Below are 18,602 nucleotides of genomic sequence, written 5' to 3' on the forward strand. Positions count from 1 at the left end.
CCACGAAGGATTTTAAAGCGGTATTTGGTCGACCAGACCAAGTGATAGCGATGATAGAAAACGCAGTGCTTTCCTTTGTCGTATTGCATGACCATACTCTCTGGAAAAAGGAGCCATAAGCCCCACCGGGCGGTTCCTTTTTCCAGAGAGTATGGTCATTCTTATTCACTTCACGCTAAAGCGGGCTCGTCTGAAGACGAGGGGTTTCCTCCAAGGCGTGGATACTAAAGTGTCGCTTCACGCCCACCACCGGGTTGTGGCGTTACCCAGAACAGCATTCAAGAGAATCCATGTCATCGCACAAATTCGCTTCGGCCCTTAAAGCCGACACCAAACTTGCCCATGCCGGTCGAGACCCCCTAGCATTTCACGGGTTCGTCAATCCCCCAGTGGTTCATGCTTCGACCGTTCTTTATCCCGACGCCAAAACTCTCGTAACAGGACAACAGACCTATTCCTACGCTCGAAGAGGAAATCCGACGACAGATGCCCTTGAAAGTGCACTCGCGGAGATCGAGGGAGCTGCGGGCGTAAAAATTGCCAACTCTGGGCTGAATGCCATCGCGCTTGCGATTCTTTCCTGCGTGAAGGCCGGTGATCATATCCTTATTGCCGACACCGCTTATGGACCGACACGGCATTTTGCAGACACTGTACTCCCCGGGCTCGGCGTCACCGTCGAATACTATGACCCTTCGGTGGGTGAAGAAATTAGCTCTCTGTTTCGAGCGGAAACAACAGCGATCTTTACAGAGTCTCCCGGTTCACTGACCTTCGAAATGCAGGACGTTCCAGTTCTCGTCGCCGCGGCAAGGACGATCGATGCAACTGTCCTGATGGACAACACCTGGGCAAGTCCACTGTTTTGCCAGCCCTTGTCGCTCGGTGTCGACCTGTCGATCCAGGCAGGCACCAAATATATCGTCGGTCACTCTGATGTCATGTTGGGCACTGTGGCTGCAAACGAGCGTGCATGGGACAAGCTCCACACTCTATATGGAGCCATGGGCTGCCACGCGGCACCAGACGACGTTTTCCTTGGTCTTCGCGGACTTCGTACGCTTTCAGTGCGGCTTGAGCGCCATCAGCGCAACACGATGGAAATATTGAATTGGTTGGATGGACGGCCTGAGATAGGCGTTCTCAAATACCCTGCCCTTGCGAGCGATCCAGGTCACGAAATCTGGCGCCGGGATTTCAGCGGCAGTTCAGGACTTTGCGCCTTTGATTTCGTAACAGGCACCAGTGAAGAGCAGGCGTTTAAGTTTCTGGACACGCTAACACTGTTCGGCCTCGGGTTTTCCTGGGGCGGATTTGAAAGCCTGGCCATTCCGGTTCGATTGAAAGGTCAAAGAACCGTTGCTTCGTTTGATCCGAACCTTCAATCGGTTCGTCTGCATATCGGATTGGAAGACCCGGAAGATCTCATCAAAGACCTGGAACAGGCTTTGACCCAGGCATTTGCCTGATCATTTGCATTGACCAAACGTCAAAGACGCCGTGAGCAAGTGCTCACGGTGTTTTCGCAATATTTTGCCTTCACTGGACACGCGCAGAAGCACCACTGATGCACTCGTGCTTCAGATCGTCGGGTCGTTGCGTTTTTCTTTGAAGATAAGCCAGAGATTTCGGAAATAGATCAGCAAGCCCAGCCCTTGCCCCGCAATGAAGACCGGGTCCTCACGCTGTATGGCGTAAACCAGGAGCAAGGAACCACCCGAAATGGAAAAGAACCAGAACGCGACCGGCACGATGGATCTCCCTACCCGCTCGGATGCGATCCATTGGATGACAAAGCGCATCATGAACATGAACTGGGCAACAAAACCCAGCACGATCCAGAAATCGAATTGCTCGACAAAAACGGCATTTAACCAGTCAACAAGAGCGTTCATGAGGCGGGTCCAGTCAGGTTCTTCATGCCGATTGCCCGGCAACTTGGTCTATTTGAAGCCAGAATGCGGTAAGGATCAGGTCAGGGGTCGGACTTGAGGAATTTTTTTCCTGCGGCGGCGCAACCACCAAACGCCAATGAGGTCCAGAACACCGACCAGAGCGCGATCGAAAATTCCATAATTTGAAGTTCCATGACGACGTTCACGGTCCTGAACATCGATATGCGTGACCCCATAACCTTCACGGATCACGAGGGCCGGCAGGAAACGGTGCCAACTGTCAAAATATGGAAGCTGCAGGAAGACTTCCCGACGCAGAGCCTTGAGGCCGCACCCGCTGTCGCGTGTGTTGTCCTTCAGAATGCCTCCACGCAGCTTGTTCGCAAACTTTGATGCGTAGCGCTTGGCAAGACTTGCCTTGCGGCCAAGTCTTTGTCCGGCTGCAAGAGCAACGGTTGGGCCTGCTTTTTTCAAGGCATCCAGAAGGTCAGGAATATAGGCCGGATTGTTTTCACCATCGCCATCAATGGTGGCGACGACATCTCCGCGTGCATGCAACACGCCCGTGCGGACGGCACAGCTTTGACCGCAGGACGTTTCGTGCCGAACGGGCCGCAGCCAATCATGGGTCGCTGCATAATCCTGTAGAACGATGTCTGTGCCGTCGGACGATCCGTCGTCGATGACGATCACCTCAAATGAATGGCCAGACAAGGCCGCTTCGATTTCATTTAACAGGATCGGCAGGTTCTCGGCTTCGTCCTTGGCAGGCACCACCACCGTTACGGCCAGCGCCCCCTTGTTGGCGGCGACGGCTTCCAGATAACTCTGTGTCATGCGTTTGTCCGTTCCGTCTGTTCTGCCGCCGGCTGCTCCATCAGAACGCGATCAGCTCCGCGTTGACCGCGCAGAACCTGCCACACCGCCCGCACGCAAGCCTTGGCAGACCTTACATTCATGTTAGGCTCAATTTTTCCGGCAGCAGAAAGATGAAAGCCAATCCTGCGCCGCGCCAAGGCCCGGACGGTGAAAAATGTGAACGTCATGCCGAGCAAGGTTCCCGCAATAACATCGCTTGGATAGTGAGCGCCAACCATGACACGGCTGAAAGCGAGCCAGAAGGCCGCAGCAATGATCAACCAGCGATAGGCTGGAAAAATGAAAGCCAATGAGGTTGCAAGAGCTGCGACCGTGGTCGAATGACCGGAAGGAAAACTCGTGAAGGTTCCATCGAACGCCAGGAAATCAAACCGGACCGGCCCAACTTCCTCATAAAGCTTTGGTCTTGCCCGTCCGAGCGACCATTTGAAGGCAATCGCCAATAGGCCGGTTGCGGCAACAGAATAAAATATGAAGGCGCTGTAGGTGAAAATCGACCCGATCGCCATTCGTAGCCGGAAGGCGTAGCGACCGGCTTCCAGAGCCAGGAGTAACAGACACGTCACGCCAGTGCTGATCAGGATCCAGTCTGCTTTGCCGAAGTCGGTAACAGCGCGGAATGCAGATCTGTATTCTCCGGGCAGAGATTGAAGCCAGGGATAGGTCGGAATATCAAACGCCACCACTGCGATCCCGACGGTCAGCAGCAAAACGGCCAATATATCCTGAGGCCTTTGTCCTGGTGGCAAGGGGTCGCGGTTCTGCATCGCCCGGCCCTTTCGACCGGAAAGCAGGATCGCAGCCCGACGCATGTTCCCCCGCATGCGCGCAAGAATATGCCGGACATGGTTACTGCTGTTCTGCATCGCTTTCTTCTACACCTGTGACCGCTTTGACATTCTGATAAAGCGCGATATCGACGTCATCGCCACCATTGATATTGAGGCCGTCTACCCTTTTTCGAACCTCGGGCACAAGACCAATCTCCTTGGAAGCCGCCAAAAACGTTGCTTCTTCCCGGCTTTCTATGACTGCGATCCGACAAGATCCCTTTTCGGCAGAGGCTGTTTCATTCAAAAACTCCGCTGCACTTTTGGGCGAGATGATCTGTGTCCCGGTACCCTCAAGGAAGATGAAACTTGGTTCGTGGAAGCCAGAAGTGACCACCTGTCGGCGAGAAGCGTCTGCGCAGCCCGGAATCTCGTCAAGCGCTGCCACAAGACGCGGGCTCACCCAGATCGGAGTGAGTGCCGGACCTACGAAGCCCCAAACACCGATGGCCGCACACACACCAGCCATTGTGACCGCCGGCAAAGAATAGAGCGCAGGACCACGAAGGATCCTCGAAGCCGCCGCAAAAGCGAACATTGCGCCAAGAGTGACAATCACGGCGCCAGGTGGCGACGGCCAGGTACCAAGCACGAAAGGTCCAGCAAATGCGGCAACTGCCAAGCCGATCGCGGGTGCTGCAAGCAGTACCGCCGCAATCCAGCGGACGGTTTTCCTGGAATTCGTCCCAGCCCCCTCAATCAAGGCTGCGGCAACCGGCAGGGCAAGTGCCGGCAAGAGCGGCATCGTGTAGTGAGGCAGCTTTGTCGCGACCAGCTCGAAGATCACCCAGCTTGGCAAAAACCATGCGGTTGCAAATACAACCAGCGGGCTTTTCCGTTCCTGCCAGATCAAGGGCAGTGCAATCAAAAAGAACGCGGGCAAGGGCCAAAACACGCCCAGCATCGCGCCAAGATGTGTTAGCGGTGGCGCTCCGTGGCTTTCCTGTCCTTCACGAACCTTGCCGAGAAGGTCCTTGCCGATCGCTTCGGTAAAGAACGCCCCGTCTGTCGCCATCCAGATGGCAACCAACCAGGGTGAAACGAGCAAGATGGTCCATACAATGCCGACAAGTGGAGAAGCAGCCTTGAACCAGGCGACCTGACGCTTCATGGCCATGAGACCGACAACCGTTAGCCCGACGACCATCGGGCCGACAGGCCCCTTGATCAAGATGCTGCCGGCAAATGCAGTCCAGAACACGAAACTCAAGGTCCACAGCCGTTCATTCTGCTGCTTCAGCCAAATCCGGGCAAGAGCCCCTTGCGCGATAATGACCGTTGCCAGCAGCACAGCGTCGGTCTTCGCCAGCCTGGCTTCAACGCCTACAATAATGGCAAGAGCTGTAAACCCTCCAACGAGCAATGCGCCGGCTGGTCCCATGAAGGCCCGTGCAAGCCAAAAGGCAGCGAGAACGCTCATCGTCGAACCGATAATCGACGGCAAACGATAGACCCACAGCGGGGCTTCGGCATCCTGTCCGGAAATCTTTGCAGCAGCGGCCTGTAACCAGTAGATGCCAACAGGTTTCTTGTGGCGGGCCTGCTCCTGAAAGCGAATATCGATATAGTCTTCGGTCTCAAGCATCTGCTTTGTTGCCTGAGTAAAGCGCGGCTCGTCACGATCAAGCGGCGGCACCGTCCACTGGCCAGGGACAAAAAGCACGAGAGACAGAAACAGAAACAGAAATGGCGCGGTGATATCGTGACCGAAAATGTGCAGCCAAACCGGCTTCTTCGGTTTTTGAAGCGTGGTTTGAGTGTCTTTTTCCAGGTTCTCGTTCACCGGCGGGTGTCCAGACGACACATCTTGCCCGTCAGAGGAGGCCTCGTCCTGGTCCTTCGGCTTTACAGTTTCATCTGCCATCTGGTTTCAATTCCGATGTCTCTCTCAAGCCACGCCCGCCTGCCCGTTGCCATAGAGCTTCTCCTACATGAGCTTTTCAAAAAGGGAAACAAGAGCTTGCTCTGAGCGGTGCGTTCGCTATCGTCCTTTTTGTTTTTTTCCTCACCTGAGTTCCAAGGTTTCCCATGACTTTGATTGCCCATATGACCGACCTGCACCTGAGACCAAGAGGCCTGGCCTGCTATCGGGTTTCAGATACGAACATGTTTGCCGAGCGTGCCATAAGATCCTTGAAATCTCTTGACCCGCAACCGGATGCTCTCGTCATCACCGGGGACCTGACCGACCGCAGCGATCCTCGGGAATATGCCGTTGCACGAGAGCTCCTTTCGCGTCTCGACATGCCGGTCTTCCTGTTGCCCGGAAATCATGACAGCACCAGCGGAATGCGGCGCGAAATGAGCAATTTTCCGGGTATTTCCGAAACAGGTGACGGCAAAATTTGCTACACGGCAAAAGTTTGCGATGTTCAACTGATCGCGCTGGACAGTCATTTGCCTGGCAGCCCGAAAGGTGAGCTCGGCCCCTGGCAACTGGCATGGCTGGATTCCCGATTGAAGGAAGCACAGGTTCCGACACTGCTTGCCCTGCACCACCCGCCCGCACTTTCCGGCATCGCTCACATGGACAACATGGGTCTGGTTGACGCGGACGCTCTGGCGGAGGTCATAGCGCCACATGCACATGTTGAAAGAATCATCTGTGGTCACCTTCACCGGCCAATCATTGCCAGTTTCGCCGGCAAGGTGATGACGCTTGCCCCCAGTACCGGCCATCAAGTTGTCCTCGACCTGACAGAAAACGGGCCCGCCTTGTTCAATTTCGAACCCCCGGCCTATTTTCTTCACTACCATTCTGAAGCGACGGGCGTGGTTTCTCACATGGCCTATGTTGAAGCGTTCCCCGGGCCCCATCATTTCTTTGCCGATGAGGGTGTCGTATGGCCGGGTGACGAAACATGATGAGAAATGCCCGTGCGAAAAAAAACAGCCTGTTGCCCGGCATGTTCATCGTTCTGGCTTTTGTTCTGACGGCATGCGGCGCTTTGCCAGGCGGCAACGAACTTGAAGACAAGACCGTTCTAACCGATCAGGCTGTCGACAAATCTCAGATACTGTCGATGATAAACGCCTACCGGCAACAGAACGGACGCCCTCCACTGCGTCACGATCCGGAACTTGATTCCGTGTCACAGGCCATGGCGCGCCACATTGCCGAGCGCGACAGCATGGACACATGGGCACACAGTGCTTTCGGCCTGTCTCAAAGACTGGATAAAGCCGGATACGCCAATTATGCGGGGGCAGAAAATCTCGGCGCTGGATATGCGGATCTGAATGCCGCCTTCCGCGGATGGCAAGGGTCTGAGGGGCACAACAAGAACTTGCTCAATCCATATGTGACCCGTGTCGGCATTGCGCGAACCAATCGCAACACCGGGAAATGGCGAAATTTCTGGGTCATGACACTGTCGCGCCCAAATGAGGATGGCCGACCAACGGCGCGTTAGGATTCAAGACCCTGAACCCTAATCCATGAAAGAAAAAAATGGCGGGGTTACCCCCACCATGAGTTTCTTCCAGAGATTGGACAACTAAGAAGCCGCCCTGACGCCGCACTAAACCTGAGTGCAAATGTCATATTTTAAATATCCTCAGTGCACTGCCCTGTCAATCGAGTATCTCAAGTCGGTTTAAAACGGAAAAGGTCGCGAGGCGAACTCTGCTTCAGTTGCCGGTACTGCCCGCAAACCACGCTCAACAACGCCTTCAAAGAGGCGCCTTTTGCCAAATCGTGGTTCCCACGTACACAGGTCTGGTGAAACGAGCTTCACACAGGGAATTTTCAGGTCCTCACGCGTGGCATCGAATTCGAAGATACGCAGATTACGGTCAAAGCAGCTTTGCAACAGGTCGTCGCTGGAAAAACTTAAAACGGCCTGGCTCTCATCTGCTATCGCTGCACTTTCCAGGGGCAGATCGTTGAAGATCGACCGATTGCGGGCATAGGCCAATTGGCGGGGCACTCGCGAAGCCGAGCCGATTTTTTCTGGTTGAACTGGATAAGCCCTATCCATCAGGGCAAGTGAATTCTCGGCCTGGAGCATTTCCTGCAGCGCGCTTTCGCTGGCTTCGACAAGCGTACCAGCTGCTGCCGAACCAATCACGCAGTGCTCACCCGAACCATTGTGCGAAACGGCCAAGGCGACGTGGACCTCCAAGTCGGTTTCAACCGAAAAGACACACCAATGCCGTGATCTTTGGTTTAAAAATTCGAGCAACGAACCACGCAAAATCTCACTCAAAAAACCTTCTCTCAAGAGAGTTATCCCCAGGCGGTTGTACCAAGCCTGAGCGATAGCATCTCTTTCCACCAACTCCTTCAAAGCCCTTTCGCGAGCGCCTTTCAAAGTCGGCCATACAGCGCAGCCAGCGCTGGAAGCGAAGGACAAGCTGCAACCAGTTATTTGCTCCAATTCCTTGAACAATATTCCGATACTGGGGAACGGAAATGTGTCGTTGTTTGCAAGGTTTCTAAGCAATACACGCTTCCGAGAAAGACCTTCCCAGCACATTGCGTCATGCGTCGAACCCCGCTCCTCCATTTGCAGTCTCTCCCTCGCCGCACGCTCCTGACTGTCACTGAGCCCGATCACGTCCACAAACGCTACTTTTGGTTGCTCTTCATCTCCTAAAAAAACTCTTCCGTCTTTATACCCACGAGTCCAAAGACTTACCCTCTCAGCCAATTCACCAATGCAACCCATGGCTGCATCTTGATGCGTCCAGCCTTGACCGCCACCGGGGAGAGCTAGAGATGCCGCCTTCTCCTCACCTTCAACATCTTCAATCAAATTCAACAGTCCTGTGCAGAACGCTACAGGACAGGACTCTATGTCCATCGGGACGAGTTTGACGTCGTGAGAAATCAGAAACGGAAAGAATAGGGAGAGGCTTTGGTTGGCAATTTGGAAATCGGCATTTTCAGCACCAGACCCGCGACGCAACAACCCGACCCGCAGGAGACCGGAGAGAATTTCCTCCGGCATGTCTCGCCACTCAGGCGGGTTTTTGGACCCGTCCAACTTTCCTTCCATACACACCCACCATCTAAATTTAAGTATCCGAAGGATACTTTGCTTCACCCTATAATTGCAGCACTTGTAGATTATTTGAGTTACTATTGAGCCATTTCTTAAAATCGAATTTAGTAATTCTCGAAATCAGTCAAGCGTTAGTAAAGTTAAATTACCCACCAACTTTTACTAAAGTTTGACTGATTTTCAAATAGCCGCGTGACCATCCCACCATTTAACGAAACGCGGTGCAATTTTAACTTCAGGAGGCTCACTATGCACGCCAAAACTACTTTTCACAGAGACCTGGAATTCGGTGCTAAACTTGGTGCAATCATTCAAAATGCCGATGAACGCGCCAAGTTGATTGATGATCCGAAGGCCGTTCTTAGCGAACTGGGTGCCGCTTCAGACGTGCAGCTGTTTGCGGACACCGCCGACACGGTTCACCTGGTCATTCCGGCTGAAATCGACGCCGCCCGAGTTGCTGCAGGCGACGAAACCTATTTCGAAGAGCTCGGCAAAGCTGCGTTGGGCAGCTGCTACTATGAAGATTTGCCTGAGTAATATTTAGTCCAACAGCGCTGTTACCCGGGCAATAGTGTCCGGGTGGCTGCTGGCAAAAGGTTAGTCTAATGGCCAGGTTTCCACACTATAAAAGAAATGCGAAGGCTTTGGGTGAGTTGCTTGCAAAGGCGTCACTGGACCCAACTCTCAAAAAGAAATTATTTGAAAATCCTAACAAAATGCTTTCGGAAATCGGGCTTCCTGCACAAGCAACTGAACTTCTAAACTTCAAAGTCGTGGAAGGCAAAGCCGACCTGCCGACAATTGCGCTGCCTTTCCGATTAAACAGCAAAAAACTGGCGCAATCCAATCCTCAATATCTTTCTGACCTGGGCAGATTGCTGCAGTAGGTTTTTCTACCCTGTTCCTTCAAATAGAAACTTTTGAACAAGAGCCGCCCCCTTGTCAAAATTTTGGCGAACAGTTTTGTCCTGGAAAAAATTTACTCTTGTTCGCCATGTGACTGGGTCTGCTGTGAATTCAGGCGCACTGTCCAGCAAGGCAGATCTCTGGTCTGTGAAACGTTGAAGTGTCTGTAACGCTTCTTCCTCTCTTCCAGAGCAAATCAGCGCCGCAACACGAGTCGTCAAACCACCGACACTGATGCCAGCACCGCGTTCAATTTGCGTGATTGCGCTCTCAAAGTCATCCGACGCAAAGTAGATGTTAGCGAGATACTCATAGAAGACACGAGGCACAAACGAGAACAGGTTAAAGGCCCGTTCAGCAGTCGCGCGCGCCTCGTCCACGTCACCAGAAAACGCCAGGCCCTCGGCCACCGACATAAGATTGGCGGGGTCAGAAGACCGCAAACGACCTGCGTTTTGGAATGCACGCCGTGCTTCAGCGGGCATGTTGGACAATATCAAGGCCCACCCGTAGACTCGTTGGTTCGCAGCCTGCCAAGGATCCAGGACGATTGCCTTTTCAGCCAAGTTCAGCAGACCACCCATTCCATCTTGTGTTGTTCTGTCATTTAGCGGGAAATGCAATTCCTGCTTCATGATAATTGACGCCTTACCAGAATAGATCAGCGAGAATGAACTATTTGACCGTTCCAAATCATTGAGCAAGCGCATTGCCTTCTCATCAGATTGAGGCGTGAAATCCCAAAGCAATGCTTCAGCTTGGCACCAGCGCGCAAAAATTGAAGTGTTTGTAGGGTTTCTCAGTCTCATCGTTGCGACGGAATGGACCCTGCTCACAACCTGACTAGCTGCCGGAGCAATACCGTCCCAGAGACCGAGGTCAATGATTTCATTGAAGACAATCTGCCCATTGCCGCGATCTTCGAACTGGATTGCTATTTTACCACTGCGTTCGTCATGCCTGAATCGCAGTAGGTAACTGCCCAATTCATGACCACGAACCAGTGTCGGTTTTGGAAAGTTTTCTTCGCCAAAATACTCTGATTCATAAAGGTCGAAAGACTTGAAGGAAGACAGGCCTGAAACAATCTCCTCGCGAAGATGAACTGCGTCGTTCAGACCCTTTTTATGAAGCGATGAGGAAATGATTGAGATCTCTGGAAGCCTGACGATCTCTTCGTTGTTAGAGAGTACGCTATGGGTCGCGCCTATGTCCCCAGGACGGTGCGAAAATCCGGCTCTTTGACCATCGGGTTCTTCCGCGACCAAAAGCGCTCTGGTTTCTTCATCCGGCTCCGCATCTAGATGAAGGCGCATTTCGCGTTCACAGGTCTTGAACTGCTGTTCTGCGCGTTCAGGCTGTCCGAGCTTCTTGTACAGCCGGATGAGCAAACGGTGAGCAGCTTCAAACGCAGGGTCTATGGTAAGGAGGAACTTGCCTCCAGCCTCGATTTTCTGTCCACCGTCGTCAACGGACAACTCGTCGAGATGCCGAAAAGCGGCTGTCGAAACTTCAGAACGAACGCGTTCGCGTTCGACTTGGATCCAGTCGTTAAGTTCCGGATCAATGTCCTCAAAACCTGCCAGAAACTCGCCTCGCCACAAATCTGTGGCTTCACGAAAATCAGAAGCGCGCCCCTTTTCGAGCAGGCCCATGACTTCATCCAAATCGGTGTAGAAAGCGGAAGGCTCAAGCTGAACATGCCCAGGCGAAGAACGCACAACATCGACGCCTGCGGCTTCCTCAGCGGTTTTGAGCTGTCTCAACGCCTGGCGCATGGACTGCATGGCCTTGTGCCTGTCGGTGCCACTCCACAACAGATCGGCCAGGGTTTCACGGGGTGCAGTGAGGCCACTCATTCGGCTCAGGTAAGCCATGATTGCCAAGGCTTTACGGGTCTTGACTGCAACCGGCTCCAAGTCCTTGCTCATCAGCAAGGGCCGTCCTAGGCAAGCGAAACAATACGCCTTTGCCATCAATTCCCCGTATTTGATCATCAGCATCGGTTTTGTCGTGGCCACGCAACCGCGGATAATACGCAACCGCAAACACAGTAATAGCTTATCACGCTTATTTCACGCCGCAACAGCATGATTTATATGGATGGTCACCGCAGCGCGAAGCTGCAAACGGCGAATCGAATACTGGTGGGTAGTAAAATGTCAAAGACAGTCAGCAAACCGGACCTTACCGAATCCCAACAGGAACCGGCAGTTGAAGCGATTAAACGCATGATCCGGTACACCAAGAAGGAATCGGACAAGGACGGGCGGACTTTCTGCTCCTACTTCCTCGACATGGCTCTGCAGTCGCTGGAAGATGGAACTGAGGATCTCGACAGCCTCCTGAAGACGAAGATCACACCGCTTATGGTGGGGCAACAAAGTGTGGAAACGTCCAAGTCGGAAAACGCCTGACGGGTCCACCTTGGAAGCAGCAACATCTTGCCGCGCGCCTTTTCGGCGTGCGGCATTTTTTTTTGGTAAAATTGTTCTAAAAACAAAGATTGGGACCGGAGCGGAATACCGCCTGGCATGTCCCTTAAAAGTAGAATGAAAAGTGGCGACCCCGGCAGGTATGTAAATGCCATTGATTTTATTGCACTTTTCCTCCCCGCACCTTGGTCAGATCCAAAAATACGGGTATTGATTCTGCAATAGAATTTCGTCGGTGCCCCGCACCCTAAACGGGCTTGCGTCTTTTCATTTTGGTTTTTCTAAGTCTTTTTGTTTCCGTTCCCGCTCATGCATACGACAAGCGCATCGACGGTGCCCGATGGGACCCGCCTGCAAGGTTCGTCGGAACCTACAAAGGGGCTCTCTATGTAAAAACCGTCCATCCTGACAAGGTGGGTGAGGAATGCAGAAAAATAGATATGCCGCCTAAAACGGATAAACCGCGCGGCTGTGCCAGATGGTGGCCCAATCCTCTCCGATGCACTGTCGTGGTGATTGACCGCCCTGCATATGGGACATACCCTGAGGCTGTCCTATTCCATGAAGTTGCGCATTGCGGTCCTACCGGTTGGCCAAGTCATCACCCCCACTAGATCCGATCTCCATCGCCTGGGCGCGTGAAAACTGCACTAGAATCGAAATTCACTGCCTTGTGTGTCAGAACATATCGCCAGTGAGCTTTGATAGGTTCCGGGATATCGATCTGGTTCCAGAGCTTCCGAAGCTCTACAGGTTCAAATGTGCGCGGTGCGGAAATTCAAACCGATCCTACATTCAGGCAAGACCAGTCTATCCTTATAGAAATCACAGAGAGCAGTATTTAGGGCTTATGAAGAAAAAGGATTAGTCGCACCAATCGGCTTTGTATCCAGGCGTCCAGATACGGGCATGACCTTCTGCAATAAGAATTTCACCGGCTGTTCGCCCATCAGGCAATTCAACCCAAACCAGAGGGCGTTTGTACCTCGGAGTGTCGATCTCTCCAGAATCCCAGACCTTCACACCTGAGGTTTCCAGAAGCTCTTGCATGCGGGCTTTTGCTGCCCTGGCAAGTTCAAGCTCTTGCTGACATTTGGGTCTGTTCATTTCCGGCGTATCAAAACCGGATACATGCGGAGCACCTGGGCCCATTGCTCGCATGTTCACGCCGTCACATTTCACAGAGTCGCCGTCCACGGCCACCAGTGAAGCACACATCAATAAAACTGCGCCGTTCATCTCTGTAAGTTACCCCTTGCCCCAAAATTTCGGGGATCTTTCTCCCCAACGCCAGTACTGCCACCATTTCGGAGGCTCGTAGCCACTGGCCTTTAGCATTTTTCTCAAAGCTTGGTTTGCCTCTTCCATGGTTGAGTGTGGGCCTGACCCGAACGCACTATAACCGCCTGGAACCGGTGCCCAATGGTATCCATTGTAATAGCGGGGGCTACTATCTGCCATCACATCCGCTCCTTCGTTTCAGTACAGATTTTCCGAATACAACTCTACACCCCACTCTCCCGCGTGCAGCATAGGTTGTCCGGTGGTCGCCATAATCTCGAAAGCCTGGAGCCTGCTCCACCAGCGGTCATATTGGTCAATGAAACCATCTTCCGTCTCGTGGTATTGAACACCAGCAGCTTGCATCTGGGAGAACATCGCATTGGATGCATGCCGGGAGCCGCAGAAGATTGTGCCGTCTGCCGCCTTGTTGGCAGCACATACGATCCGAACCGGGTTTTCCGGGTCCGGCACCCAGCCATGAGCGTCGGGAGTTTCGCGCCAGTTTTCCGGCAAATGGCTCATGCATCGGCTCCTTATGAGTCACGCTCTGTAGGTGACTTCCCTCTCAAGGTTTGCAATCACTTCATCTGCATGTTCTTGGTCACGGATACCAGCTTCCTCTGCAAAGTAAGTCTCGAAAACGGGGTTCCATTTTTCCAGCATGTAGGTCCCGTCCGCCCTCGGAGTAAGCCGCCATTTCTTCGGCTTCTCGAACATGGATTTGAACCAATCAAACACTGTTCTGGCTCCTTATGAGTCACAGTTTTTCGGCTCGAAGGCGTACACATCAGCCGGTTTATCGAGCGGTTTCCATGCCACCATGTAAGGCCACTCGTGCTTGATCTTTTGCTTATGGGAATAGTCCCGGAACTCGTCACCATCCCACCAACAGATATCAATCTGCGGCCCTGCGGTCGTGATCAAGAACGCCTCACCGGTTTTTGGTGCGGTCGATATGTCTTGCCAATCACTCACGGCGTCCGCTCCTTTGTTAAAGCCCCAATTTCCGAAGTCTATCCTCGCGTAGATTGAAATCTATCTTTACTCCTTCCGACATGATCGCCTCTTTGTTCAACTCAAGAAACGCCGGGACCCAATCGTTACCGACGGACGCGCCGGGGTGCCGTTCACGGTAGGCAATCAACCATTGAGCGGCCCGTCGCTCCCATCCATAGAACCACGTTCGCGGGCCAAGAGGGTTTTCATAGGCGCGCTGCATTTCTGTCGTAAGCATTTCGCCCAGGGCCTCAGCAGCCTGTTTTTCAATCTCAAATTCCACGCATCCGCTCCTTACTTTTTCTTTCGTCTACCACCTTGGCGACCAGATCCGCCGAACCGTTCATTGGCCTCAGCTAGGTTCCAATCACCACCCGGCATCGCTGCAACCGCCTCTTGATTGGAAGCATATTTGTTGCTTTCCCAAATCGCTTTAGCGGCTGCAATGTCCTCGTCAGAACGGGCTTTCTTCGGCCTGCCCCGCTTCCGGCTAGTGCCTGTATTCCCTGCCAACCGGTCAACCGCATCAGCATAGATCAGATAGACGCCGTTTTCGTCTTTGCATGTCCTGCCGCTGTCGATTTCCTCAAGGAACACGCCGATTTCAAGCAGACGGTCAGTTGCTTCCTTGAGCACCTTGCGCGGTGTCCGGTCATATTTCTCAGACCGGAGCGGCGCGATCAGATCGTATCGGTAGATACCAAGCTGATACCCTCGTCTGAGCAGTGGCGACGCACCGTCTGGACCAGCAGGTCCAATCAGCGCCTCAACGCCATCCTTGTCCAGGCGAACGAAGAAGTCAGGGTCATAACCCTTGGCCCTTCCCGCCTGTTCTTGTGTCTTCACCTTCACCCGTCGATCCATACGAATGGCGAAATATTTTGGCCTGTCAGTGTTCTCCATTCGCTCACAATGCCGAATTTCCAAATTGAATGTCAAATTATTTGCATTCGTTAACGAAGTGTGTATATTAATAGTGTGAAAAATACAAGTTAAGTTTTTCAAGGACTTTATGATGCGGGTTTTGATCGGAGGCGAATTCACTGGAAAAATCAGGGATGCATTCATTCGTTACGGTCACGATGCGATGTCCTGCGACATGAAGCCGTCACTTGTTCCCGGCCCGCACTACGAGGGTAATTGGGAAGACATCCAGCACGATGGTTTTGACCTCGCAATATTCCATCGGACCTGCACATACATGGCGAATTCAGGCGCAAAGCACCTGTTTCTCAACATGTCGAAGAATGGCGGACTGAACGAGGATCGCTGGCTGAAAATGGGCCGGGATGCATGGGCTTTCTGGCAACACATGGAAACCTGCCCGATCCCGTTTGTCGCTTGGGAAAACCCGGTGATGTTGGGCTATGCGCAACTCATGATCGGCAAGCCAAACCAGACTGTGCAGCCTTGGCATTTTGGCACTGATGAGAATGGTCGAGACAACACCAAGAAGGCAACTTGCTGGTGGCTCAAAGGACTTCCTAAGCTGGAACGCACCGGCACGCTGGACGGCTCAACAGCACGCCCGGAAGTCCACCATGCCAGACCAACGAAAGACCCTGAAGAGCGCAGAATGAAACGCTCTGAAATGACGCCGGGAATGGCCGATGCAATCGCCTCTCAATGGGGCAGATACGTCAAGGAACAGATCGCGGCGAAAGCTGCGTGACAAAACCGGGATCTGATCGAATTCAGACCCATGAACTGTAACAGCAATTAGAGGCCCCTCGGGCGGAAAGGTTATTGATATGGTTACGAAATATGACATCAGCGTGTTTGAAGCCAAGCTCAACATGACGCTCTACGCTCACACGTATTACTACGCTGAGCCGCAAGACGCCGAGTATGTCAAAGATCGCTTCATCACCAACAATCCACGTTACAAAGCGATACCGCAGCACGTGCATGTAGACCAACGCACAGACTGAACACGGAGACCCGTCATGCGCGAAGGCTATGCAGTGACCGTCATGAAATGGGGTGAGCCGATCCTGACCATTGAGCACGAATGCCTCTCTGGTGAGCCAAACCTCACGACCGAAGACGAAGACGCAATTCGCTCAGCTGGCGAGCACCTGAAAAGCTTTGTAGGCGATGGTGCGCCTGGAGACTTTGACCCTTGGTTCGAACGGAGGCGTTGCGAGACCGGAGACGGTGATCCGCAGAACATGGAATGCATGACTTGTGGTGCTGCTCTTGGTGAGCAATGCCGTCAACCGAAAGCGTAAGCGAAAAGGCCCGTTGAACGATGCAGCGCACAGACCGTCAGCAGATAGCTAACAAGCTCGACCTCGACATGTTCAACCTTGCAGGCCGCTTGCGGTCATTCGGCGAGAAGGCGAAAGACCGCTCAATCATTGCAGCTGCAAACCGGCTGGAAGCAAATCGAAATTCGGTGCGTGAATACATGCACCGGAAGGATAGAGACGAAACCCCAAACTGAGGCCCGCTATGGAAATCCTTAAACGCGGCGTGAAACCCGAAGATCAGTTCTATCTCGGCACCTGTCACAAGTGCGGAACCGAGGTCAAATTTCAGCGTTCTGAGGGCGTCGTTACGCAAGACCAGCGAGACGGTAATTTCATTTCAGTTAATTGCCCCGTCTGCGGGAACAAGATCCACGCCAATCTCTGACTCGAAAGGCCCGGCAGATGAGTGAAGAGCAGAAGAATTCAATCCGGCTGGTGAGTGACATTCGAGACAACACTCGGGTTCACGTCCGTCGTGTAGCGGAGCTTGAGGCTAAAATTCTCTACCTTGAAAGGGAACGAGATCACGCTTCGCAAGCGATCACCGAAGCTGTCAAAGAGCTACAGAACGGTCAGCCTATCCAGCTACGTGATGAATGGGGCGACACCGCAGTCGCCTATCCCTCAAAACAGTGACTCAATAGGCCCGGTTGATCATGAGCATTGCAGCAAAAAAGCACGATTGCCCAACCTGCCGGTGCACAGAGCCGGTCGACATTGATGCGATGATCAAAGATGCCAAGCTGCTTGAACGGGCACGCGACATCCTTGCGACGCATCACAAGTGGCAGTGCGAGGCCGAAGGGCTGACTATGGAATATGAGCACGAGGGAAAAACAGAGCGCGTCGATATCTCTCAAGAATACGGGGACAGCACGCTTTGCGAAGAGACTGCCGAAGTGCTTTCCGCCCTCAATCGCAAACTCAACAATTAGAGGACCCTTGCCATGAAAACATGCACTGGAACGGACCGAGCGAATAGCGCTGCTGACCCGGATTGGTGGGCGCAACTCGAAATCCAATTGCAGGCGGTATCCGATACCGTGAGCGAGATAAACGACCCGGATTTGGAAGAGGCTTTCGAAGAATTTGACAAGCTTGCCGGGGGCCGTTTTCGCGCTTCCCGAAAAATCGAAAACTGAGGCCGTCATGTCCGACATCGACTTAGAAGAGGCACCGGCCACGACACGGCGCGCGCTGCTTGACCAAGCCTACAAAGAGCTTGGTGCGGTGGTCTGGTACGGGCTTCACGACATCAAAGACAATATCGACCGCGAGCATCTGAAGAAGGCGCATGACCTGCTTGCACTCGCGCTTAAATAGGAGGCTGTGATGGATTGGCGAACTGACATGGAGAATGCGCCGATAGAAGAAAAGGTTCTTGTGATGCATCACTCCGATAACCATTGGCGCGGCAAGGTCGTGATTGCGTATCATCATTCTGACTACAACGGGCACGGACGACGGTTCACCGAGAATGGGCAAGCTGGCTGGGTCATTGACTCCATGCCGTCCCACTGGATGCCGCTTCCCGCCCCTCCCTCAAAACAGTGACTCGAAAGGCCCCTCATGCTTTGGAAGCCCAAAGAGGACGTGCCGAAAACAGATTTCGTGCAGCGTCTCCACAATTGGACAACGAAGAAGCTTATTGACCGGCTTTTAAAGCGTTGGGGGATGATCCGCCGTTGCCCGTGGTGTCATCAGTGCGTTGAAACTGACGGCAAACACGAAATGAAAACGTGCGAGGAAAACCCATTCTTCGACACCTTCACCTGCGGCGTTTGCGGCGGTGAAAGCCACTGGGAATTTGGCCCTGCGCCGCTCTATCGCGGACACGGCAAACCACCCGAACCGAAACAGTAAGCGGAAAGGCCCGTCACACCGTGAACACAAGAGGGGAATGTGTCGAACATCTGGAAATTAGTTGCAGAAGATACGCAACTTATTACGGGTTTTGTTCTCGTGCTTTTCTCTCACGATGCTGCCGTAAGTTTGCACGCGCTTCCTTGCTGCCAAATTCAATCCCGGTTCCGCTCTTCAAAATCCCGTAGAATGCTGATTCAGCCAGTACATGTCTGTGTGGACCAACTGTCAGCTCATATGTCTTCGTACCGGA

At 53.1% G+C, this 18,602-nt stretch carries 28 protein-coding genes; 15 read left to right on the plus strand and 13 right to left on the minus strand.

The features are described 5' to 3' along the window. Nucleotides 1-290: 290 nt before the first annotated feature. On the plus strand, nt 291-1,469 hold the full coding sequence (gene metC, locus Q0835_RS26740) for a cystathionine beta-lyase (protein WP_298966061.1): 1,179 nt from the start codon (nt 291-293) through the stop codon (nt 1,467-1,469). Between the two features lie 111 nt (nt 1,470-1,580). On the opposite strand, the gene Q0835_RS26745 is transcribed toward metC, so the two are convergent. The 4 genes from Q0835_RS26745 to Q0835_RS26760 form a co-directional block, all read right to left on the minus strand. Then, nucleotides 1,581-1,895, minus strand: a complete 315-nt coding sequence (locus Q0835_RS26745) for a lipid-A-disaccharide synthase N-terminal domain-containing protein (RefSeq protein WP_298820652.1) — start codon at nt 1,893-1,895, stop codon at nt 1,581-1,583. A 75-nt stretch (nt 1,896-1,970) separates the two neighbouring features. After that, nucleotides 1,971-2,732 (minus strand): glycosyltransferase family 2 protein, encoded by a 762-nt coding sequence (locus Q0835_RS26750; RefSeq protein ID WP_298966064.1) that lies wholly within the window; start codon nt 2,730-2,732, stop codon nt 1,971-1,973. Beyond that, on the minus strand, nt 2,729-3,640 hold the full coding sequence (locus Q0835_RS26755) for a phosphatase PAP2 family protein (protein WP_298966066.1): 912 nt from the start codon (nt 3,638-3,640) through the stop codon (nt 2,729-2,731). Before Q0835_RS26755 ends, Q0835_RS26750 begins: the two co-directional genes overlap by 4 nt. After that, nucleotides 3,624-5,468 (minus strand): glycosyltransferase family 39 protein, encoded by a 1,845-nt coding sequence (locus Q0835_RS26760; RefSeq protein WP_298966068.1) that lies wholly within the window; start codon nt 5,466-5,468, stop codon nt 3,624-3,626. The genes Q0835_RS26755 and Q0835_RS26760 overlap by 17 nt, the downstream gene beginning before the upstream one ends. A 182-nt stretch (nt 5,469-5,650) precedes the next feature. Between Q0835_RS26760 and Q0835_RS26765 the strand changes: the two genes are divergently transcribed. Both Q0835_RS26765 and Q0835_RS26770 read left to right on the plus strand, forming a co-directional pair. Continuing rightward, on the plus strand, nt 5,651-6,469 hold the full coding sequence (locus tag Q0835_RS26765) for a phosphodiesterase (protein WP_298966070.1): 819 nt from the start codon (nt 5,651-5,653) through the stop codon (nt 6,467-6,469). Then, entirely contained in the window at nt 6,466-7,017 is a 552-nt protein-coding gene (locus Q0835_RS26770) for a CAP domain-containing protein (protein WP_298966072.1), read from the plus strand. Before Q0835_RS26765 ends, Q0835_RS26770 begins: the two co-directional genes overlap by 4 nt. A 183-nt stretch (nt 7,018-7,200) precedes the next feature. On the opposite strand, the gene Q0835_RS26775 is transcribed toward Q0835_RS26770, so the two are convergent. Beyond that, nucleotides 7,201-8,604, minus strand: coding sequence for a YcaO-like family protein (locus Q0835_RS26775; RefSeq protein WP_298966077.1), 1,404 nt, complete (start codon nt 8,602-8,604; stop codon nt 7,201-7,203). Between the two features lie 255 nt (nt 8,605-8,859). Here Q0835_RS26775 and Q0835_RS26780 point away from each other — a divergent pair, with 255 nt between their 5' ends. Together Q0835_RS26780 and Q0835_RS26785 are read left to right on the plus strand one after the other, a co-directional pair. Beyond that, a complete protein-coding gene (locus Q0835_RS26780; RefSeq protein WP_298966080.1) occupies nt 8,860-9,150 on the plus strand; it encodes a hypothetical protein in 291 nt (96 codons plus the stop codon). 68 nt (nt 9,151-9,218) lie between these two features. Then, nucleotides 9,219-9,500: a hypothetical protein gene (locus Q0835_RS26785; RefSeq protein WP_298966083.1), complete on the plus strand. Its 282-nt coding sequence runs from the start codon at nt 9,219-9,221 to the stop codon at nt 9,498-9,500. Between the two features lie 6 nt (nt 9,501-9,506). Here Q0835_RS26785 and Q0835_RS26790 read toward each other — a convergent pair whose 3' ends face one another. Next, nucleotides 9,507-11,450 carry a BTAD domain-containing putative transcriptional regulator gene (locus tag Q0835_RS26790; protein ID WP_298966086.1) on the minus strand — a complete coding sequence of 648 codons (1,944 nt, stop codon included), beginning with the start codon at nt 11,448-11,450 and terminating at the stop codon, nt 9,507-9,509. 228 nt (nt 11,451-11,678) lie between these two features. On the opposite strand from Q0835_RS26790, the gene Q0835_RS26795 reads away from it, so the two are divergent. After that, nucleotides 11,679-11,936 carry a hypothetical protein gene (locus Q0835_RS26795; RefSeq protein ID WP_298820671.1) on the plus strand — a complete coding sequence of 86 codons (258 nt, stop codon included), beginning with the start codon at nt 11,679-11,681 and terminating at the stop codon, nt 11,934-11,936. 882 nt (nt 11,937-12,818) lie between these two features. On the opposite strand, the gene Q0835_RS26800 is transcribed toward Q0835_RS26795, so the two are convergent. The 6 genes from Q0835_RS26800 to Q0835_RS26825 form a co-directional block, all read right to left on the minus strand. After that, nucleotides 12,819-13,115: a thermonuclease family protein gene (locus Q0835_RS26800; protein ID WP_298966089.1), complete on the minus strand. Its 297-nt coding sequence runs from the start codon at nt 13,113-13,115 to the stop codon at nt 12,819-12,821. A 318-nt stretch (nt 13,116-13,433) separates the two neighbouring features. Beyond that, entirely contained in the window at nt 13,434-13,760 is a 327-nt protein-coding gene (locus tag Q0835_RS26805; protein WP_298966092.1) for a hypothetical protein, read from the minus strand. Between the two features lie 18 nt (nt 13,761-13,778). After that, complete coding sequence (locus Q0835_RS26810) at nt 13,779-13,976, minus strand: hypothetical protein (protein ID WP_298966094.1); 198 nt, start codon at nt 13,974-13,976, stop codon at nt 13,779-13,781. Between the two features lie 12 nt (nt 13,977-13,988). After that, nucleotides 13,989-14,213, minus strand: coding sequence for a hypothetical protein (locus Q0835_RS26815; protein WP_298958340.1), 225 nt, complete (start codon nt 14,211-14,213; stop codon nt 13,989-13,991). 16 nt (nt 14,214-14,229) lie between these two features. Next, nucleotides 14,230-14,517 (minus strand): hypothetical protein, encoded by a 288-nt coding sequence (locus tag Q0835_RS26820; RefSeq protein WP_298958338.1) that lies wholly within the window; start codon nt 14,515-14,517, stop codon nt 14,230-14,232. Between the two features lie 11 nt (nt 14,518-14,528). After that, complete coding sequence (locus tag Q0835_RS26825) at nt 14,529-15,137, minus strand: hypothetical protein (RefSeq protein WP_298966097.1); 609 nt, start codon at nt 15,135-15,137, stop codon at nt 14,529-14,531. A gap of 112 nt (nt 15,138-15,249) precedes the next feature. Here Q0835_RS26825 and Q0835_RS26830 point away from each other — a divergent pair, with 112 nt between their 5' ends. From Q0835_RS26830 to Q0835_RS26870, 9 genes are all read left to right on the plus strand, one after another. Then, nucleotides 15,250-15,906, plus strand: coding sequence for a hypothetical protein (locus Q0835_RS26830; RefSeq protein WP_298966099.1), 657 nt, complete (start codon nt 15,250-15,252; stop codon nt 15,904-15,906). 79 nt (nt 15,907-15,985) lie between these two features. Further along, nucleotides 15,986-16,165 carry a hypothetical protein gene (locus tag Q0835_RS26835; RefSeq protein ID WP_298966101.1) on the plus strand — a complete coding sequence of 60 codons (180 nt, stop codon included), beginning with the start codon at nt 15,986-15,988 and terminating at the stop codon, nt 16,163-16,165. Between the two features lie 15 nt (nt 16,166-16,180). After that, on the plus strand, nt 16,181-16,465 hold the full coding sequence (locus Q0835_RS26840; RefSeq protein ID WP_298966103.1) for a hypothetical protein: 285 nt from the start codon (nt 16,181-16,183) through the stop codon (nt 16,463-16,465). Nucleotides 16,466-16,485: 20 nt separating this feature from the next. Further along, entirely contained in the window at nt 16,486-16,680 is a 195-nt protein-coding gene (locus tag Q0835_RS26845; RefSeq protein WP_298966105.1) for a hypothetical protein, read from the plus strand. Nucleotides 16,681-16,888: 208 nt separating this feature from the next. Next, entirely contained in the window at nt 16,889-17,122 is a 234-nt protein-coding gene (locus Q0835_RS26850; protein WP_298966107.1) for a hypothetical protein, read from the plus strand. A 20-nt stretch (nt 17,123-17,142) separates the two neighbouring features. Continuing rightward, the gene (locus Q0835_RS26855) at nt 17,143-17,421 is read left to right on the plus strand and encodes a hypothetical protein (protein WP_298958345.1); all 279 of its coding nucleotides are present in this window, start codon (nt 17,143-17,145) and stop codon (nt 17,419-17,421) included. A gap of 12 nt (nt 17,422-17,433) precedes the next feature. Continuing rightward, entirely contained in the window at nt 17,434-17,628 is a 195-nt protein-coding gene (locus tag Q0835_RS26860; RefSeq protein WP_298966108.1) for a hypothetical protein, read from the plus strand. Nucleotides 17,629-17,635: 7 nt separating this feature from the next. Next, nucleotides 17,636-17,809, plus strand: coding sequence for a hypothetical protein (locus tag Q0835_RS26865; RefSeq protein WP_298966110.1), 174 nt, complete (start codon nt 17,636-17,638; stop codon nt 17,807-17,809). A gap of 9 nt (nt 17,810-17,818) precedes the next feature. Further along, nucleotides 17,819-18,040 (plus strand): DUF551 domain-containing protein, encoded by a 222-nt coding sequence (locus tag Q0835_RS26870; RefSeq protein WP_298966113.1) that lies wholly within the window; start codon nt 17,819-17,821, stop codon nt 18,038-18,040. A gap of 105 nt (nt 18,041-18,145) precedes the next feature. On the opposite strand, the gene Q0835_RS26875 is transcribed toward Q0835_RS26870, so the two are convergent. After that, entirely contained in the window at nt 18,146-18,322 is a 177-nt protein-coding gene (locus tag Q0835_RS26875; protein ID WP_298966116.1) for a hypothetical protein, read from the minus strand. Nucleotides 18,323-18,602: the final 280 nt, after the last annotated feature.

The organism is uncultured Roseibium sp. (genome assembly GCF_947499295.1).
Taxonomy (GTDB): Bacteria; Pseudomonadota; Alphaproteobacteria; order Rhizobiales; family Stappiaceae; genus Roseibium.

Bases quoted from the DNA above. Each gene is read 5' to 3' on its own strand.
- Q0835_RS26850 (WP_298966107.1), top strand. From the start codon at position 16,889: ATGAGTGAAGAGCAGAAGAATTCAATCCGGCTGGTGAGTGACATTCGA.
- Q0835_RS26775 (WP_298966077.1), bottom strand. From the start codon at position 8,604: ATGGAAGGAAAGTTGGACGGGTCCAAAAACCCGCCTGAGTGGCGAGAC.
- Q0835_RS26845 (WP_298966105.1), top strand. From the start codon at position 16,486: ATGCAGCGCACAGACCGTCAGCAGATAGCTAACAAGCTCGACCTCGAC.
- Q0835_RS26840 (WP_298966103.1), top strand. From the start codon at position 16,181: ATGCGCGAAGGCTATGCAGTGACCGTCATGAAATGGGGTGAGCCGATC.
- Q0835_RS26785 (WP_298966083.1), top strand. From the start codon at position 9,219: ATGGCCAGGTTTCCACACTATAAAAGAAATGCGAAGGCTTTGGGTGAG.
- metC (WP_298966061.1), top strand. From the start codon at position 291: ATGTCATCGCACAAATTCGCTTCGGCCCTTAAAGCCGACACCAAACTT.
- Q0835_RS26835 (WP_298966101.1), top strand. From the start codon at position 15,986: ATGGTTACGAAATATGACATCAGCGTGTTTGAAGCCAAGCTCAACATG.
- Q0835_RS26860 (WP_298966108.1), top strand. From the start codon at position 17,434: ATGAAAACATGCACTGGAACGGACCGAGCGAATAGCGCTGCTGACCCG.
- Q0835_RS26755 (WP_298966066.1), bottom strand. From the start codon at position 3,640: ATGCAGAACAGCAGTAACCATGTCCGGCATATTCTTGCGCGCATGCGG.
- Q0835_RS26760 (WP_298966068.1), bottom strand. From the start codon at position 5,468: ATGGCAGATGAAACTGTAAAGCCGAAGGACCAGGACGAGGCCTCCTCT.
- Q0835_RS26745 (WP_298820652.1), bottom strand. From the start codon at position 1,895: ATGAACGCTCTTGTTGACTGGTTAAATGCCGTTTTTGTCGAGCAATTC.
- Q0835_RS26790 (WP_298966086.1), bottom strand. From the start codon at position 11,450: ATGAGCAAGGACTTGGAGCCGGTTGCAGTCAAGACCCGTAAAGCCTTG.
- Q0835_RS26795 (WP_298820671.1), top strand. From the start codon at position 11,679: ATGTCAAAGACAGTCAGCAAACCGGACCTTACCGAATCCCAACAGGAA.
- Q0835_RS26825 (WP_298966097.1), bottom strand. From the start codon at position 15,137: ATGGAGAACACTGACAGGCCAAAATATTTCGCCATTCGTATGGATCGA.
- Q0835_RS26865 (WP_298966110.1), top strand. From the start codon at position 17,636: ATGTCCGACATCGACTTAGAAGAGGCACCGGCCACGACACGGCGCGCG.
- Q0835_RS26780 (WP_298966080.1), top strand. From the start codon at position 8,860: ATGCACGCCAAAACTACTTTTCACAGAGACCTGGAATTCGGTGCTAAA.
- Q0835_RS26870 (WP_298966113.1), top strand. From the start codon at position 17,819: ATGGATTGGCGAACTGACATGGAGAATGCGCCGATAGAAGAAAAGGTT.
- Q0835_RS26750 (WP_298966064.1), bottom strand. From the start codon at position 2,732: ATGACACAGAGTTATCTGGAAGCCGTCGCCGCCAACAAGGGGGCGCTG.
- Q0835_RS26830 (WP_298966099.1), top strand. From the start codon at position 15,250: ATGCGGGTTTTGATCGGAGGCGAATTCACTGGAAAAATCAGGGATGCA.
- Q0835_RS26805 (WP_298966092.1), bottom strand. From the start codon at position 13,760: ATGAGCCATTTGCCGGAAAACTGGCGCGAAACTCCCGACGCTCATGGC.
- Q0835_RS26765 (WP_298966070.1), top strand. From the start codon at position 5,651: ATGACCGACCTGCACCTGAGACCAAGAGGCCTGGCCTGCTATCGGGTT.
- Q0835_RS26855 (WP_298958345.1), top strand. From the start codon at position 17,143: ATGAGCATTGCAGCAAAAAAGCACGATTGCCCAACCTGCCGGTGCACA.
- Q0835_RS26800 (WP_298966089.1), bottom strand. From the start codon at position 13,115: ATGCGAGCAATGGGCCCAGGTGCTCCGCATGTATCCGGTTTTGATACG.
- Q0835_RS26770 (WP_298966072.1), top strand. From the start codon at position 6,466: ATGATGAGAAATGCCCGTGCGAAAAAAAACAGCCTGTTGCCCGGCATG.